Annotated in this window: 10 protein-coding genes and 1 pseudogene; 9 read left to right on the top strand and 2 right to left on the bottom strand. The window is 71.1% G+C overall.

Annotation, left to right across the window (positions count from 1 at the left end):
- Window positions 1-28: 28 nt before the first annotated feature.
- Both folP and ACWC5O_RS29160 read left to right on the top strand, forming a co-directional pair.
- Window positions 29-856, top strand: a complete 828-nt coding sequence (folP, locus tag ACWC5O_RS29165) for a dihydropteroate synthase (RefSeq protein ID WP_450581605.1) — start codon at window positions 29-31, stop codon at window positions 854-856.
- A 36-nt stretch (window positions 857-892) separates the two neighbouring features.
- The gene (locus ACWC5O_RS29160; protein WP_450581491.1) at window positions 893-3223 is read left to right on the top strand and encodes an FdhF/YdeP family oxidoreductase; all 2331 of its coding nucleotides are present in this window, start codon (window positions 893-895) and stop codon (window positions 3221-3223) included.
- Here ACWC5O_RS29160 and ACWC5O_RS29155 read toward each other — a convergent pair.
- Both ACWC5O_RS29155 and purU read right to left on the bottom strand, forming a co-directional pair.
- Window positions 3211-4008: an IclR family transcriptional regulator gene (locus ACWC5O_RS29155; protein ID WP_450581490.1), complete on the bottom strand. Its 798-nt coding sequence runs from the start codon at window positions 4006-4008 to the stop codon at window positions 3211-3213. The genes ACWC5O_RS29160 and ACWC5O_RS29155 overlap by 13 nt on opposite strands.
- Window positions 4009-4080: 72 nt before the next feature.
- Entirely contained in the window at window positions 4081-4950 is an 870-nt protein-coding gene (gene purU, locus ACWC5O_RS29150) for a formyltetrahydrofolate deformylase (protein ID WP_450581488.1), read from the bottom strand.
- Window positions 4951-5342: 392 nt separating this feature from the next.
- Between purU and ACWC5O_RS29145 the strand changes: the two are divergent.
- The 7 genes and pseudogenes from ACWC5O_RS29145 to mshA form a co-directional block, all read left to right on the top strand.
- Window positions 5343-5648, top strand: a pseudogene (locus ACWC5O_RS29145) (alcohol dehydrogenase catalytic domain-containing protein); the annotation flags it as partial.
- A gap of 277 nt (window positions 5649-5925) precedes the next feature.
- A complete protein-coding gene (gene solA, locus ACWC5O_RS29140; protein ID WP_450581486.1) occupies window positions 5926-7074 on the top strand; it encodes an N-methyl-L-tryptophan oxidase in 1149 nt (382 codons plus the stop codon).
- Between the two features lie 20 nt (window positions 7075-7094).
- Window positions 7095-8228, top strand: a complete 1134-nt coding sequence (locus ACWC5O_RS29135; protein WP_450581484.1) for an aromatic ring-hydroxylating oxygenase subunit alpha — start codon at window positions 7095-7097, stop codon at window positions 8226-8228.
- A 227-nt stretch (window positions 8229-8455) separates the two neighbouring features.
- Window positions 8456-9637, top strand: coding sequence for an NAD(P)/FAD-dependent oxidoreductase (locus ACWC5O_RS29130; protein WP_450581482.1), 1182 nt, complete (start codon window positions 8456-8458; stop codon window positions 9635-9637).
- 99 nt (window positions 9638-9736) lie between these two features.
- Entirely contained in the window at window positions 9737-11119 is a 1383-nt protein-coding gene (locus ACWC5O_RS29125) for an L-serine ammonia-lyase (protein ID WP_450581481.1), read from the top strand.
- Window positions 11120-11134: 15 nt separating this feature from the next.
- Window positions 11135-12016 (top strand): formate dehydrogenase accessory sulfurtransferase FdhD, encoded by an 882-nt coding sequence (gene fdhD / locus ACWC5O_RS29120; RefSeq protein ID WP_450581479.1) that lies wholly within the window; start codon window positions 11135-11137, stop codon window positions 12014-12016.
- A 29-nt stretch (window positions 12017-12045) separates the two neighbouring features.
- Window positions 12046-13296, top strand: coding sequence for a D-inositol-3-phosphate glycosyltransferase (gene mshA, locus ACWC5O_RS29115; RefSeq protein WP_450581603.1), 1251 nt, complete (start codon window positions 12046-12048; stop codon window positions 13294-13296).
- Window positions 13297-13435: the final 139 nt, after the last annotated feature.

Here is a 13435-nt window from a genome sequence, read left to right as displayed (position 1 = left end):
GCTGCCCCGGCCGGGCCGGACGCTGGTCATGGGCGTGGTGAACGTGACCCCGGACTCGTTCTCGGACGGCGGCCGGTCGTTCGCCCCGGAAGCGGCCGTCGCGCACGGACTCGCGTTGTTCGAACAGGGCGCCGACATCGTGGACGTCGGCGGTGAGTCGACCCGGCCGGGCGCCGTACGCCCGCCGGTCGAGGAGGAGCTGCGGCGCGTACTGCCCGTCGTCCGGGAACTCGTCGCGGCGGGCGGGACCGTCAGCGTGGACACCATGCGCGCCGAGGTCGCCGCCCGCGCGCTCGACGCCGGTGCCCGGCTGGTCAACGACGTCTCGGGCGGCCTCGCCGACCCCGCGATGCTGCCGCTGATGGCCCGGGCGGACACGCCGTACGTGCTGATGCACTGGCGCGGACACGCCGCCGCCATGCAGGCCAACGCCGTCTACGGAGACGTCGTCACGGACGTGGTCGACGAGCTGCGGTTGCGGATCGAGGCCGCGCTGCGGGCGGGGATCCCGCCGCGCTGCCTGATCGTCGATCCCGGGCTGGGCTTCGCCAAGGAACCCGAGCACAACTGGGAACTGCTGGGCCGGCTCCGGGAAGTGGCCGCACTGGGCCGTCCCGTCCTCCTGGGGGCGTCACGCAAGTCGTTCCTGGGCCGACTGCTGGCGGATCCGGTGACCGGACACCCCCGCCCGGCGCCGCGGCGGGACGCCGCGACCACCGCCGTGTCCGTTCTGGCCGCGGCGCAGGGCGTCTGGGGCCTGCGTGTGCACGATGTGGCCTCGACGAGCGACGCGGTACGGGTGACCGCTCGCTGGGGTGTCGAGGCGGATACGCCGGCGCGGGCCCAGCCGCGCTGACGGCACTGTTCGCCCTGTCCATGAGGAGAGACAGCCATGGCACGCAAGGCCCCGCGCGAGGAACCCGGCGAGGGCGCCCTCGAGGTGACCGCGCCCAAGCAGTGGGCCGCCGGGATCCCCGCGGTGACACACGCACTGCGCATGGGGTACGACCAGATGGGCGTCCGGCGCACCGCGCTGACCCTGCTCAAGGTCAACCAGAAGAACGGCTTCGACTGCCCCGGCTGCGCCTGGCCCGAGCCGGACCACCGGCACGCGGCCGAGTTCTGCGAGAACGGCGCCAAGGCCGTCGCCGAGGAGGCCACCGTCCGCCGGGTGACCCCGGACTTCTTCGCCGCGCACCCGGTGAGCGAACTCTCGGGCCGCAGCGACTACTGGCTGGGCCAACAGGGCCGGCTCACCCAACCGATGTACAAGCCGGCCGACTCGGAGACCTATGTCCCGGTCACCTGGGAGACGGCGTTCGACATCGTCTCCCGAGAGCTCAGGACACTGCGCAGCGCCGACGAGGCCGCCTTCTACACCTCGGGCCGCACCTCCAACGAGGCCGCGTACCTCTACCAGCTGTTCGTGCGGCAGTTCGGCACCAACAACCTGCCGGACTGCTCGAACATGTGCCACGAGTCGAGCGGGTCGGCGCTCACCGAGACCATCGGCATCGGCAAGGGCAGCGTCCACCTCGAGGACCTGTACGACGCCGAGCTGATCTTCGTCGTCGGGCAGAACCCCGGCACCAACCATCCTCGGATGCTGTCCGCCCTCGAGCAGGCCAAGCGCCGCGGAGCGCGCGTCGTCGCCGTGAACCCGCTGCCGGAGGCCGGGCTGCTGCGCTTCAGGAACCCGCAGAACGCCCGCGGTGTCGCAGGCGGCGGCACGCCCCTGGCGGACCGCTTCCTGCAGATCAGGCTCGGCGGCGACCTGGCGCTCTTCCAGGCGCTGTCGCGGCTGCTGCTGGACGCCGAGGACGCCGCGCCCGGCACGGTCCTCGACCACGACTTCATCGCCGGGCACACCGACGGCTTCGAGGCCTACACCGACCAGCTGCGCAAACTCGACTGGGGCGAGGTCGCGGAGGCGACCGGACTTCCGCTCGACGCCATCGACGCCACCGCCCGCGACGTCCTGTCCGCCCGGTCGATCGTGGTGTGCTGGGCGATGGGACTGACCCAGCACAAGCACTCCGTGCCCACCATCCGTGAGGTGGTGAACTTCCTGCTGCTGCGCGGCAACATCGGGCGCCCCGGCGCCGGGGTGTGTCCCGTGCGCGGCCATTCCAACGTGCAGGGCGACCGCACGATGGGCATCTACGAGAAGCCGGCGCCGGAGTTCCTGGACGCGCTGCGCGACGAGTTCGGCTTCGAGCCGCCCCGCCACCACGGTCTCGACGCGGTGGAGGCGATCCGTGCGATGGGCACCGGTGAGGTGAAGGTGTTCTTCGCCATGGGAGGCAACTTCGTCTCCGCCGCCCCGGACACGGCCGCCACCGAGCGCGCCCTGCGCGGCTGCCGGCTCACCGTCCAGGTCTCCACCAAGCTGAACCGTTCCCACGCCGTCTGCGGCCGCGAGGCCCTCATCCTGCCCACGCTCGGCCGTACCGAACGCGACCCGGGGCCGGACGGCGCGAACCGGTTCGTCACCGTCGAGGACTCGATGGGGATGGTGCACGCCTCCCGGGGCGGACTGCCGCCCGCGTCGCCGCACCTGCTCTCCGAGCCTGCCATCGTCTGCCGGCTGGCCCAGAGCCTCTTCGGTCAGGACGGCGACGTGCCGTGGGCGGTCTTCGAGGCCGACTACGACGTCGTCCGCGACAGCATCGCCCGGGTCGTGCCCGGATTCACCGGCTTCAACACGCGGGTACGGCGCCCCGGCGGCTTCACCCTGCCGCACGCCCCCCGCGACGAACGGCGCTTCCCGACGCGCACGGGCAGGGCCAACTTCACGGTCAACCCCGTGGAGGTGCTGCGGGTACCGCCGGGCCGCCTGCTGCTGCAGACCCTGCGCAGCCACGACCAGTACAACACCACGATCTACGGCCTCGACGACCGCTATCGCGGTATCCACCACGGACGACGGGTGGTCTTCGTCCACCCCGACGACCTCGCGGAGCGTGGGATCGAGGACGGCGAGCAGGTGGACCTGGTGAGCGAGTGGCCGGACAGCCCGGACCGGCGGGCGCAGGCGTTCCGCGCCGTCGCGTACGACACGCCCCGTGGCTGCTGTGCGGCCTACTTCCCCGAGGCCAACGTCCTCGTCCCGCTCGACTCGGTGGCCGACACCTCCAACACACCGACGTCCAAGAGCGTCGTCGTACGCCTGGAACGCCGTGTCACGCCCGCCGCGGGCCGGGAGGGGGCTCAGCCCAGGTAGCCCATCCGGTGGCTGATCTCCTGCGCGCCCTTGAGCAGCGCGGGTGCGAGTTCGTGGATGCGCTCCTCGGTGAAGCGGTAGGCCGGCCCCGATGCGCTGATGGCGGCGATGACCTCGCCGTCCCGGGAGCGGATCGGGGCCGCCATCGCGTGCAGACCGATCTCCAACTCCTCCAGCGTCACGGCGTATCCGCGCTCGCGCGCCTCGTCGAGGTTCTTTTCGAGCTTCGTCCTGGCGGTCAGGGTGTGCGGCGTCAGCTTCTGCAGCCCGGAGGCGGCGAGCACACGGGCGCGCTCCTTCGCCGGCAGATGGGCCAGCAGTATCTTGCCGCTGGACGTGGCGTGCACCGGGGTGAGCTGCCCGACCCAGTTGTGCGAGCCGACCGCGCCCGGGCCCCGCACCTGGTAGAGGTTGACCGCGTAGTGCTCCTGCAGGACGGCGATGTTGACCGTCTCGCCGACCTCGTCTATCAGCCGCTCGCACACCGGCCGGCCCTGCTGGGTGAGGTCGAGGCGGCCGGTGACGGCACCGGCGAGACGCACGATCCCGAAGCCCAGCCGGTACTTGCCCCGCTCGGCCGCCTGCTCGACCAGACCGCGCGCCTCGAGCGCCCCGAGCAGCCGGAACGCGGTCGACTTGTGGACGTCGAGCTCGGCGGCGACCTCGCTGACGCCCGCTTCGCCGCGCTGGGCGAGGATCTCCATGACACTGACGGCACGGTCGACGGACTGCACCCCGTTCACTCCGGGGCCGGCCGTTTCTCCATCTGCCGTGTAGTTGCTCATGGCGCAACTATACGCAGTGGAGTCCCCGCGTCCCGTGGATGCGGCGGAGCAACGGCGCGGGCGGCCGGCGCGTCAGCGGAAGACGACCGTGCAGTGGCCGTTGACCAGCACCCGGGACTCGCTGTGCCACTGCACGGCGCGGGCGAGCACCTGGGCCTCGACGTCGCGGCCCAGGGTGACCAGCTCGTCCGGGGCGTGCGAGTGGGTCACGCGGACGACGTCCTGTTCGATGATCGGGCCTTCGTCGAGGTCGGGCGTGACGTAGTGCGCCGTGGCCCCGACGAGCTTGACGCCGCGCTGGTGGGCCTGGACGTACGGCCTGGCCCCCTTGAAGCTCGGCAGGAACGAGTGGTGGATGTTGATGGCCCGGCCCTCGAGCTGCTTGCACAGGTCGTCGGAGAGGATCTGCATGTACCGGGCGAGCACCACCAGATCGATGTCGAGCTCGTCGACGAGCCGGAGCAGCCGGGCCTCGGCCTCCGCCTTGGTGTCGGGCGTCACCGGGATGTGGTGGAAGGGGATGCCGTAGTTCCGCGCCAGCGGCTCGAAGTCGCGGTGGTTGGAGACGATCGCCGGGATCTCGATGTTGAGCGCGCCCGTGGACCTGCGAAAGAGCAGGTCGTTCAGGCAGTGGCCGAACTTCGACACCATGATCAGCGTGCGGGTCGGGGTGGACGCGTCGTGCAGCCGCCAGGTGATCCGGTACGCCTCGGCGACCGGACCGAAACCGGTACGCAGGTCCTCCAGCGAGGCGGGACCCGAGACGTCGAAGTGCACCCGCATGAAGAAGCGGTCCTGGAGCCGGTCGTCGAACTGCTGACTCTCCAGGATGTTGCCCGAGTGGCTCACCAGGAAGCTGGTCACGGCGTGGACGAGACCGGCCCGGTCAGGGCACGAGAGGGTGAGGACGAACTCGCGGCCGGACTGCGGTCGAGGAGACATGGACATCCTCCCTTGGTGCGCTATGCGCAACTATTTGGGTGATACGCAACATGGTCCAGGCAGGGTGGCTGCCTGGTCAAGAGGTGGTGTTCTTCTTGGGGCATTGCGCTGCGCGATGCGCAACGGTTGTGGGTGTTGCGGCGGGCTCAGGGGTGGCTGACGCGGGGCTTCGCGACAGTCTGCGGGAGGGTGGCGGCGAACGCTCCTGGCGCGCACGCACGACGCGCGGGCAACCCCTTGACAGCCGCCGCTGCGGGAGCAGACAGTTTGCCTGTTGCTTATAGCGATGATTAGTGCGTAATGCGCAACAAGCATTCTGCCTCCGCCGATCACTCCGGGGGAGCGGTCGACGCCCCGCCGTCCCGAACATCCCCTCAGCGAGGAGGAACCAAGTGGCACACGAGGTACGCGCCGTAGTCGCCCGGAAGAAGGGAGCCCCGGTGACGGCGGAGACCGTCCGGGTGCCGGACCCCGGTCCGGGCGAGGTGCGGGTGCAGGCCTGCGGCGTCTGCCACACCGACCTGCACTGTCGGGAGGGCGGGATCAGCGGCGAGTTCCCGTTCCTGCTGGGCCATGAGGCGGCAGGCGTGGTCGAGGCGGTCGGCGAGGGCGTCACGGACGTCGCGCCCGGCGACTTCGTCGTACTCAACTGGCGGGCCGTCTGCGGCAAGTGCCGGTCCTGTCGCAAGGCTGCCCCCGTCGGACGTCTTCGGCCGCGGTGGGGCGCTGAAGTCCTCCTGGTACGGCGACTGCCTGCCCTCCCGCGACTTTCCCGCCCTGATCGACCTGTACCTGCAAGGCCGCTTCGACCTGAAGGGCTTCGTCAGCGAGGCGACCGCCCTGGACGAGGTGGAGTCGGCGTGGCCGTCACCGCCGCCGAGCCGCTGGTCGACCCCGAGATGTCGCGCATCCGGCGCTGAACCGCCCCGGGGACGGACCCACGCATCGTCAGCACGATTCCCAGGAGATGGACACATGGCCCCTTCGTACGACGTGATCGTCGTCGGCCTGGGCGGGATGGGCAGCGCGGCCGCCTACCACCTCGCCGCCCGCGGTCAGCGGGTGCTCGGCCTGGAACGCTTCGGCCCGGCCCACAACCTCGGCTCCAGCCACGGCGGTTCCCGCATCTACCGCCAGGCCTACTTCGAGGATCCGGCCTACGTACCGTTGCTGCTCCGCGCCCACGAACTGTGGGAGAAGCTGGCCGTCGACTCCGGGCGCGAGGTCTTCACCGAGACCGGCGGCCTCATGATCGGCCGCGCGGACAGCACGGCCTTCGCCGGCACCCTGCACAGTGCCCGGCAGTGGGGCCTGGACCACGAGGTCCTCGGCGCGGCCGACATCCGGCGCCGCTTCCCCACCTTCAACCCGGCCGCCGAGGATGTCGCCTTCTACGAGCGCAGGGCCGGCATCGCCCGGCCGGAGGCGACCGTCACCGCGCACCTCGATCTGGCCAGCGCCCACGGCGCCGATCTGCGCTTCGCGGAAGTGGTCCTCGGCTGGGAGGCCGACGGCCCGGGCGACAAGGCATGGGTGGTCACCGACCGCGGCGCCTACACCGCCGACCGGCTCGTCTTCGCCCCCGGGGCCTGGGCGTCGAAGCTCCTGCCCGACCTCGGCGTGAAGGTGACGGTCGAGCGCCAGGTCATGTACTGGTTCCAACCCGAGGGCGGAACCGGCCCGTTCACCGCCGACCGGCACCCCGTCTACATCTGGGAGGACCCTGACGGCACCCAGATCTACGGCTTCCCGTCCCTCGACGGCTCCGAGGGCGGCGCCAAGGTCGCCTTCTTCCGCAAGGGCGTCCCCAGCGACCCGGACACCCTGGACCGGCGGATCCACCCGGACGAGATCGAGGCCATGGCCGCGTATCTGCGCCCGCGTATCCCGGCCCTGCCAGGCCGCTTCCTCAAGGCTGCGGCCTGCATGTACAGCAACACCCCCGACGAGCACTTCGTCCTCGCCCAGCACCCCGAGCACCCGCAGGTGACCGTGGCCTGCGGCTTCTCCGGCCACGGCTTCAAGTTCGTACCCGTGATCGGCGAGATCATCGCCGACCTGGCCACGGACGGCACCACCGATCACCCCATCGCCCTCTTCGCCCCGCGCCGCGTCCGCGTCTGACATCTTTCGAGGTGACACCGATGACCACGACCGATCTGCCCCCGAGCCTGATCTCCACGCTCTCCGGGGAGTACTACACCGACCCCGCCGTCTTCGCTCTGGAGCAGGAGCGCGTCTTCGAGGCCATGTGGTTCTGCGTGGCCCGTGCCGCGGAACTGGCCAAGCCCGGCCAGTTCCGCACCTGTCAGGTCGGGCGGGAGAGCGTGCTGGTCTCCCGCTCCCGGGACGGCGCGATCAAGGCGTTCCTGAACATCTGCCGGCACCGCGGTGCCAAGCTCTGCACCGAGGATTCCGGCGAGGTCAAGCGGGCGTTCCAGTGTTCTTACCACGCATGGACCTACGGCCTCGACGGCAAGCTGGTCGCCGCGCCGAACCTGACCTCGATGCCGGACATCGACCGGACCGCGTACGGCCTGGTCAACGTCCACGTCCGGGAGTGGCTGGGCTATGTGTGGGTGTGCCTGGCCGACAACCCGCCGTCCTTCGAGGCGGACGTGATCGGGGCCGCGGTCGAGCGGCTGGGCGACACCGAGTCGATCGAGAACTACGGCATCGACGGCCTCCAGGTGGGCCGGCGCATCACCTACGACGTGGAGGCCAACTGGAAGCTGATCATCGAGAACTTCATGGAGTGCTACCACTGCGCCACCATCCACCCCGAACTCACCGAGGTCCTGCCGGAGTTCGCCGACGGTTACGCGGCGCAGTACTACGTGGGCCACGGCGCGGAGTTCGGGGAGGAGGTCAAGGGCTTCACCGTCGACGGCTCCGAGGGCCTGGACCGCATTCCCGGGGTCGCGGAGGGCCAGGACCGCCGGTACTACGCCATCACCGTCAAGCCGCAGGTCTTCATCAACCTCGTGCCCGACCACGTGATCTTCCACCGGATGTACCCGCTGGCGCACGACCGCACGGTGGTGGAGTGCGACTGGCTCTACCTGCCGCACGTGGTGGAGAGCGGCAAGGACGTGGACCGTTCCGTGGAACTCTTCCACCGCGTCAACCAGCAGGACTTCGACGCCTGTGAGCGCACCCAGCCCGGGATGAGCTCGCGGGCCTACACCAAGGGCGGCGTCCTGGTGCCCAGCGAGCACCACATCGGCGCCTTCCACACCTGGCTGCAGGACAAGCTCGACGTACGCCCCGTCCGCTGATCAAGCCGCCACCAGTACTGCCCGTCCACCCGCCGTTCGGCCCCTCCGGCGGGTGGACGGGCGCTTTCCGTGCCCGCCACTGTGTTGCGCATAGTGATATCCGGTTCGCCATGGAAGACAAATGTCCGCACATCTCTTGACAGCCGATCGGCGCAACGGAAAGCATGTTGCGTATAGCGATAGATGTTGTGTTATTCGAGACAGTGTTCTGTATCCGGAGGGCCGGCATGAGGAGCATCACCGTCGTCGGAGCGTCGCTGGCCGGCCTCAGCACGGTGCGCGCGCTGCGCGCGGAGGGCTACGAAGGCGAGATCGTCGTGGTCGGGGAGGAGCGCCACACCCCCTACGACCGGCCTCCGTTGTCCAAGGAGTTCCTCAAGGGCGACCTCGACGCCGACGCGCTCGCGCTGGGCGACGCGGACGAGTACGCGGAGCTGCAGGTGCGGTGGCTGCTCGGCGAGCGCGCGGTACGGCTGGACCCGGCGGACCGCTCCGTCACCCTGGCCGGAGGACGGCGGCTGTGCACCGACGGAGTGGTCATCGCGACGGGCGCCGCCCCCCGCAGGCTCCCCGGCATGGAGGGACTGGCCGGCGTCCACACCCTGCGGACCCTGGACGATGCCCGGTCCCTGCGCACGGAGTTGCTGAACGGCCTGCCCCGGGTCGTCGTCATCGGGGCCGGTTTCATCGGCGCCGAGGTGGCGTCCACCGCCCACCGGCTCGGGCTCCATGTCACCGTCGTCGAGGCGCTCGACGTGCCGTTGGAGCGCCAACTGGGCCGCGAGATGGGGCTGGTGTGCTCCTCGCTCCACAGCGATCACGGGGTCGGTCTGCTGTGCGGCACCGGCGTGGCGGGCTTCACCGGCAACGGCCGGGTCACCGGAGTACGACTGGCCGACGGGCGGGTGCTGCCCGCCGACATCGTCGTGGTCGGGGTGGGGGTACGCCCCGCCACCGACTGGCTCGCCGGCTCCGGCGTACACGTCGACGACGGCGTGGTGTGCGACGCCGGCTGTTCGACCACTGTCCCAGGCGTGGTCGCCGTCGGCGACGTCGCCCGCTGCCCGCATCCGTTCACCGGACGGCATGCCCGTGTCGAGCACTGGACCAACGCCACCGAACAGGCGAAGACCGCCGCCCGCACGCTGCTCTCCGGGGTGCCGGCCCCCGCCCCGCGCACCGCGCCGTACTTCTGGTCCGACCAGTACCAGGTGCGCATCCAGCTCGCCGGGCACGTCGCCGCCGGCGCCGTGCCCGAGGTCGTCGAGGGCGACCTCGACAGCCGCTCCTTCACGGCCGTGTACCGGCGCGAGGGCTCCGCCGTCGCCGTGCTCTCCCTCAACCAGCCGAAGCTGTTCAACCGGCTGCGCCGCACTCTCGTCCCGGCCACCGCGGCAACCGTCGCATGAGCCGCCCGTCCCACCACCCCGGCCGGTGACCGACAACCCTCCCGCAGGGGCGTGCCCGGGACATGCCGGGCATGCCCCGCCCCTCCCACGGAGTATGGCGTGGCAATCAGCGTCTTCGACCTGTTCTCCATCGGCATCGGCCCGTCCAGTTCGCACACCGTCGGCCCGATGCGGGCCGCCGGGATGTTCGCCGCCCGGCTGAAGAAGGACGGCCTGCTCGCCCAGACCGCCGCGGTGCGGGCGGAGTTGTTCGGTTCCCTCGGGGCCACCGGCCACGGCCACGGGACCCCCAAGGCCGTACTGCTCGGGCTGGAGGGCAACGAGCCGCACACCGTCGACGTCGCCCAGGCCGAGCTGGACGTCGAGCGGGTCCGCGCCACGCGGCGCATCCGCCTCCTCGGCGCGGAGATCGGTACGGCCCACGAGATCGGCTTCGACGTCTCGACCCACCTGGTCCTGCACCGCCGGCGGTCACTGCCGTACCACGCCAACGGCATGACCCTGTTCGCCCACGACGCCGACGGCCTGCCGCTGCTGGAGAAGACGTACTACTCGGTCGGCGGCGGCTTCGTGGTCGACGACGACGCCGTCGGCGCGGACCGGATCAAGCTCGACGACACGGTGCTGCCCCACCCCTTCCGCACCGGCGACGAGTTGCTCCGCCTGACGAAGGAGACGGGCCTGTCGATCTCGTCGCTGATGCTGGAGAACGAGAAGGCCTGGCGCACGGAGGAGGAGATCCGCGCGGGACTGCTGGAGATCTGGCGGGTCATGCGGGCCTGCGTCGCCCGTGGCCTGTCCCGCGAGGGCATCCTCCCCGGTGGCCTGAAGGTCCGCCGCCGGGCCGCGGCGGCGGCCCGCGCGCTGCGCAGCGAGGGCGACCCGGCGAGCCGGGCGATGGAGTGGGTGACCCTCTACGCGATGGCGGTGAACGAGGAGAACGCCGCGGGCGGCCGGGTCGTGACCGCGCCGACGAACGGCGCAGCGGGCATCATCCCCGCCGTCCTGCACTACTGCCTCGAATTCGTTCCCGGCGCCGACGAGGAGGGCGTCGTCCGATTCCTGCTCGCGGCGGGCGCCATCGGCATGCTCTTCAAGGAGAACGCCTCCATCTCCGGCGCCGAGGTCGGCTGCCAGGGCGAGGTCGGCTCGGCCTGCTCCATGGCGGCGGGCGGTCTGGCCGAGGTGCTGGGCGGCAGCCCGGCACAGGTGGAGAACGCCGCCGAGATCGGCATGGAACACAACCTCGGCCTGACCTGCGACCCGGTCGGCGGCCTGGTACAGATTCCCTGCATCGAGCGCAACGGCATGGCCGCGGTCAAGGCCGTGACCGCCGCTCGGATGGCCCTGCGCGGCGACGGCCGGCACCACGTCTCCCTCGACAAGGTCATCAAGACCATGAAGGAGACCGGCGCCGACATGAAGATCAAGTACAAGGAGACCGCGCGTGGCGGCCTCGCCGTCAACGTCATCGAGTGCTGAGGCGGGAGTGAGGCCATGGGACGGGTCACCGAGCGACGGCGCGTGCTGCGCATCCGGGACGGAGCGGTGAGCGCGCGGCCGGACACACTGGTGGCCGAGGAGCCGCTGGAGATCCGGCTGGGCGGCAGGCCACTGGCGATCACCATGCGCACGCCCGGTGACGACTTCGCGCTGGCCGCCGGGTTCCTGGTGAGCGAGGGCGTCGTCCGCCGGGCCGAGGACGTGGCGAACATCGTCTACTGCGCGGGTGCGACGGGTGAGGGAGGTTCGAACACGTACAACATCGTCGACGTCCGGCTCGCTCCCGGTGTGCCCCTGCCCGACATCACGCTCGAGCGGAACGTCTACACCACCTCCTCCTGCGGGCTGTGCGGGAAGGCGAGTCTGGAGGCGGTGCGGACCACCGCCGCGTGGCCGATCCGAGACCGGCCACCGCTCAGAGTCGCCCCCGCATCGCTGGCCGCACTGCCCGACCGACTACGGTCCGCGCAACGGGTGTTCGACCGGACCGGCGGCCTGCACGCGGCCGGGCTCTTCTCGCCCGAGGGCGAACTGCTGGATCTCCGGGAGGACGTCGGCCGGCACAACGCCGTCGACAAGCTCATCGGCCGCGCACTCCGGTCCGGCGAACTGCCCCTGTCCCGAAGGATCCTGCTGGTGTCCGGGCGGGCGTCCTTCGAGCTGGCGCAGAAGGCGGTCATGGCGGGCATCCCGATGCTGGCGGCGGTCTCGGCACCGTCCTCCCTGGCGGTGGATCTCGCGGCGGAAACCGGACTCACCCTCATCGGCTTCCTGCGCGGCGGCTCCATGAACGTCTACGCCGGCGAGCAGCGTCTCGCCCTGCCGGCCGGGGCCGCGGCCAGGGCGCCGCAGCCGGAAGGAGCGTTCGCGAAGTGAGCCGGCACAGCCGCCCCCGCCGCGTCGCCATGCTCAGTGTGCACACCTCACCGCTGCACCAGCCGGGCACCGGCGACGCCGGCGGGATGAACGTCTACATCGTCGAACTCGCCGTACGCCTTGCCGCCCTCGGCATCGAGGTGGAGATCTTCACGCGGGCCACCTCCGCCGCGCTCCCGCCGAGCGTCGAACTCGCGCCCGGAGTCCTGGTACGACATGTGCACGCGGGCCCCTACGAGGGCCTGGCCAAGGAGGACCTCCGGGCCCAGCTGCGCGCCTTCGCCCGCGGTGTGACGCAGACCTGGGTCGGCCACCGCCCCGGTCACTACGACCTGCTCCACTCGCACTACTGGCTCTCCGGCCACGTCGGCCGTCAGGTCGCCGAGCGCTGGGGCGTCCCACTGGTGCACGCCATGCACACCATGGCCAAGGTGAAGAACGCCTCCCTCGCCGAGGGCGACACCCCGGAGCCCGCGAGCCGTGTGATCGGCGAGACACAGGTCGTACGGGCCGCCGACCGGTTGATAGCCAACACCGAGACGGAGGCGGAGGACCTCGTGTGCCACTACGACGCCGACACCGGCCGGGTCGCCGTCGTCCACCCCGGAGTCAACCTGGAGCGGTTCAGGCCCGACACCTGCGGTGTCGCGGCCGGCCGGGCCGCGGCCCGCACCCGCCTCGGTCTGCCGCGGAACGCTCTCATTCCGCTCTTCGCCGGCCGTATACAGCCGCTGAAGGCGCCGGACGTCCTGCTGCGCTCGGTGGCCCGGCTCCTGGAGGAGCGGCCGTGGCTGCGTGAACGGATCCTGGTACCGATCGTGGGCGGGCCGAGCGGCAGCGGTCTGTCCGAGCCGGAAGGGCTGCAGAAGCTGGCGGCCCGGCTCGGCATCTGCGACGTCGTGCTGTTCCGGCCGCCGGTCGGTCAGGAGCAGCTGGCCGACTGGTATCGCGCGGCGTCCGTTCTCGTCATGCCGTCCCACAGCGAGTCCTTCGGGCTGGTCGCCGTCGAGGCACAGGCCTGCGGCACACCGGTGATCGCCGCCGAGGTCGGCGGTCTGCCGGTGGCGGTGCGAAACGGTGTGAGCGGCGTTCTCGTACCGGGGCACGAACCGGCGGACTACGCACGGGCGTTGTACCGCTTCGCCGACGACCCGGCGCTCTCCGCCCGCATGGGCGCCGCCGCGGCCCGGCACGCCCGGTCCTTCGGCTGGGACACGGCTGCCGCGGCGACGGCGCAGGTGTATGCGGAGGCGGTGCACGAGCGCCGCCTGCCGAGGTGAGCGCCCGCAGTAGCCGCCAGGCGCAGGCTGGTTGTGGCGCCGAGACCAACTGGGTTCGAACGCAAAGGCGATAGCCGCTATGATCTCCGCGGCAAGGCTGTAGCGCAGAGGTCGTCGCGCCCAAGCATCAAGCTGGAGG

It is taken from the genome of Streptomyces sp. NPDC001450, assembly GCF_053597295.1.
Note: the sequence above shows the minus strand (reverse complement) of the source record. Positions and strands in the feature narration are given on the sequence as shown.

Bases quoted from the DNA above. Each gene is read 5' to 3' on its own strand.
- folP (WP_450581605.1), top strand. From the start codon at position 29: ATGGGCGTGGTGAACGTGACCCCGGACTCGTTCTCGGACGGCGGCCGG.
- ACWC5O_RS29160 (WP_450581491.1), top strand. From the start codon at position 893: ATGGCACGCAAGGCCCCGCGCGAGGAACCCGGCGAGGGCGCCCTCGAG.
- ACWC5O_RS29155 (WP_450581490.1), bottom strand. From the start codon at position 4,008: ATGAGCAACTACACGGCAGATGGAGAAACGGCCGGCCCCGGAGTGAAC.
- purU (WP_450581488.1), bottom strand. From the start codon at position 4,950: ATGTCTCCTCGACCGCAGTCCGGCCGCGAGTTCGTCCTCACCCTCTCG.
- solA (WP_450581486.1), top strand. From the start codon at position 5,926: ATGGCCCCTTCGTACGACGTGATCGTCGTCGGCCTGGGCGGGATGGGC.
- ACWC5O_RS29135 (WP_450581484.1), top strand. From the start codon at position 7,095: ATGACCACGACCGATCTGCCCCCGAGCCTGATCTCCACGCTCTCCGGG.
- ACWC5O_RS29130 (WP_450581482.1), top strand. From the start codon at position 8,456: ATGAGGAGCATCACCGTCGTCGGAGCGTCGCTGGCCGGCCTCAGCACG.
- fdhD (WP_450581479.1), top strand. From the start codon at position 11,135: ATGGGACGGGTCACCGAGCGACGGCGCGTGCTGCGCATCCGGGACGGA.
- mshA (WP_450581603.1), top strand. From the start codon at position 12,046: ATGCTCAGTGTGCACACCTCACCGCTGCACCAGCCGGGCACCGGCGAC.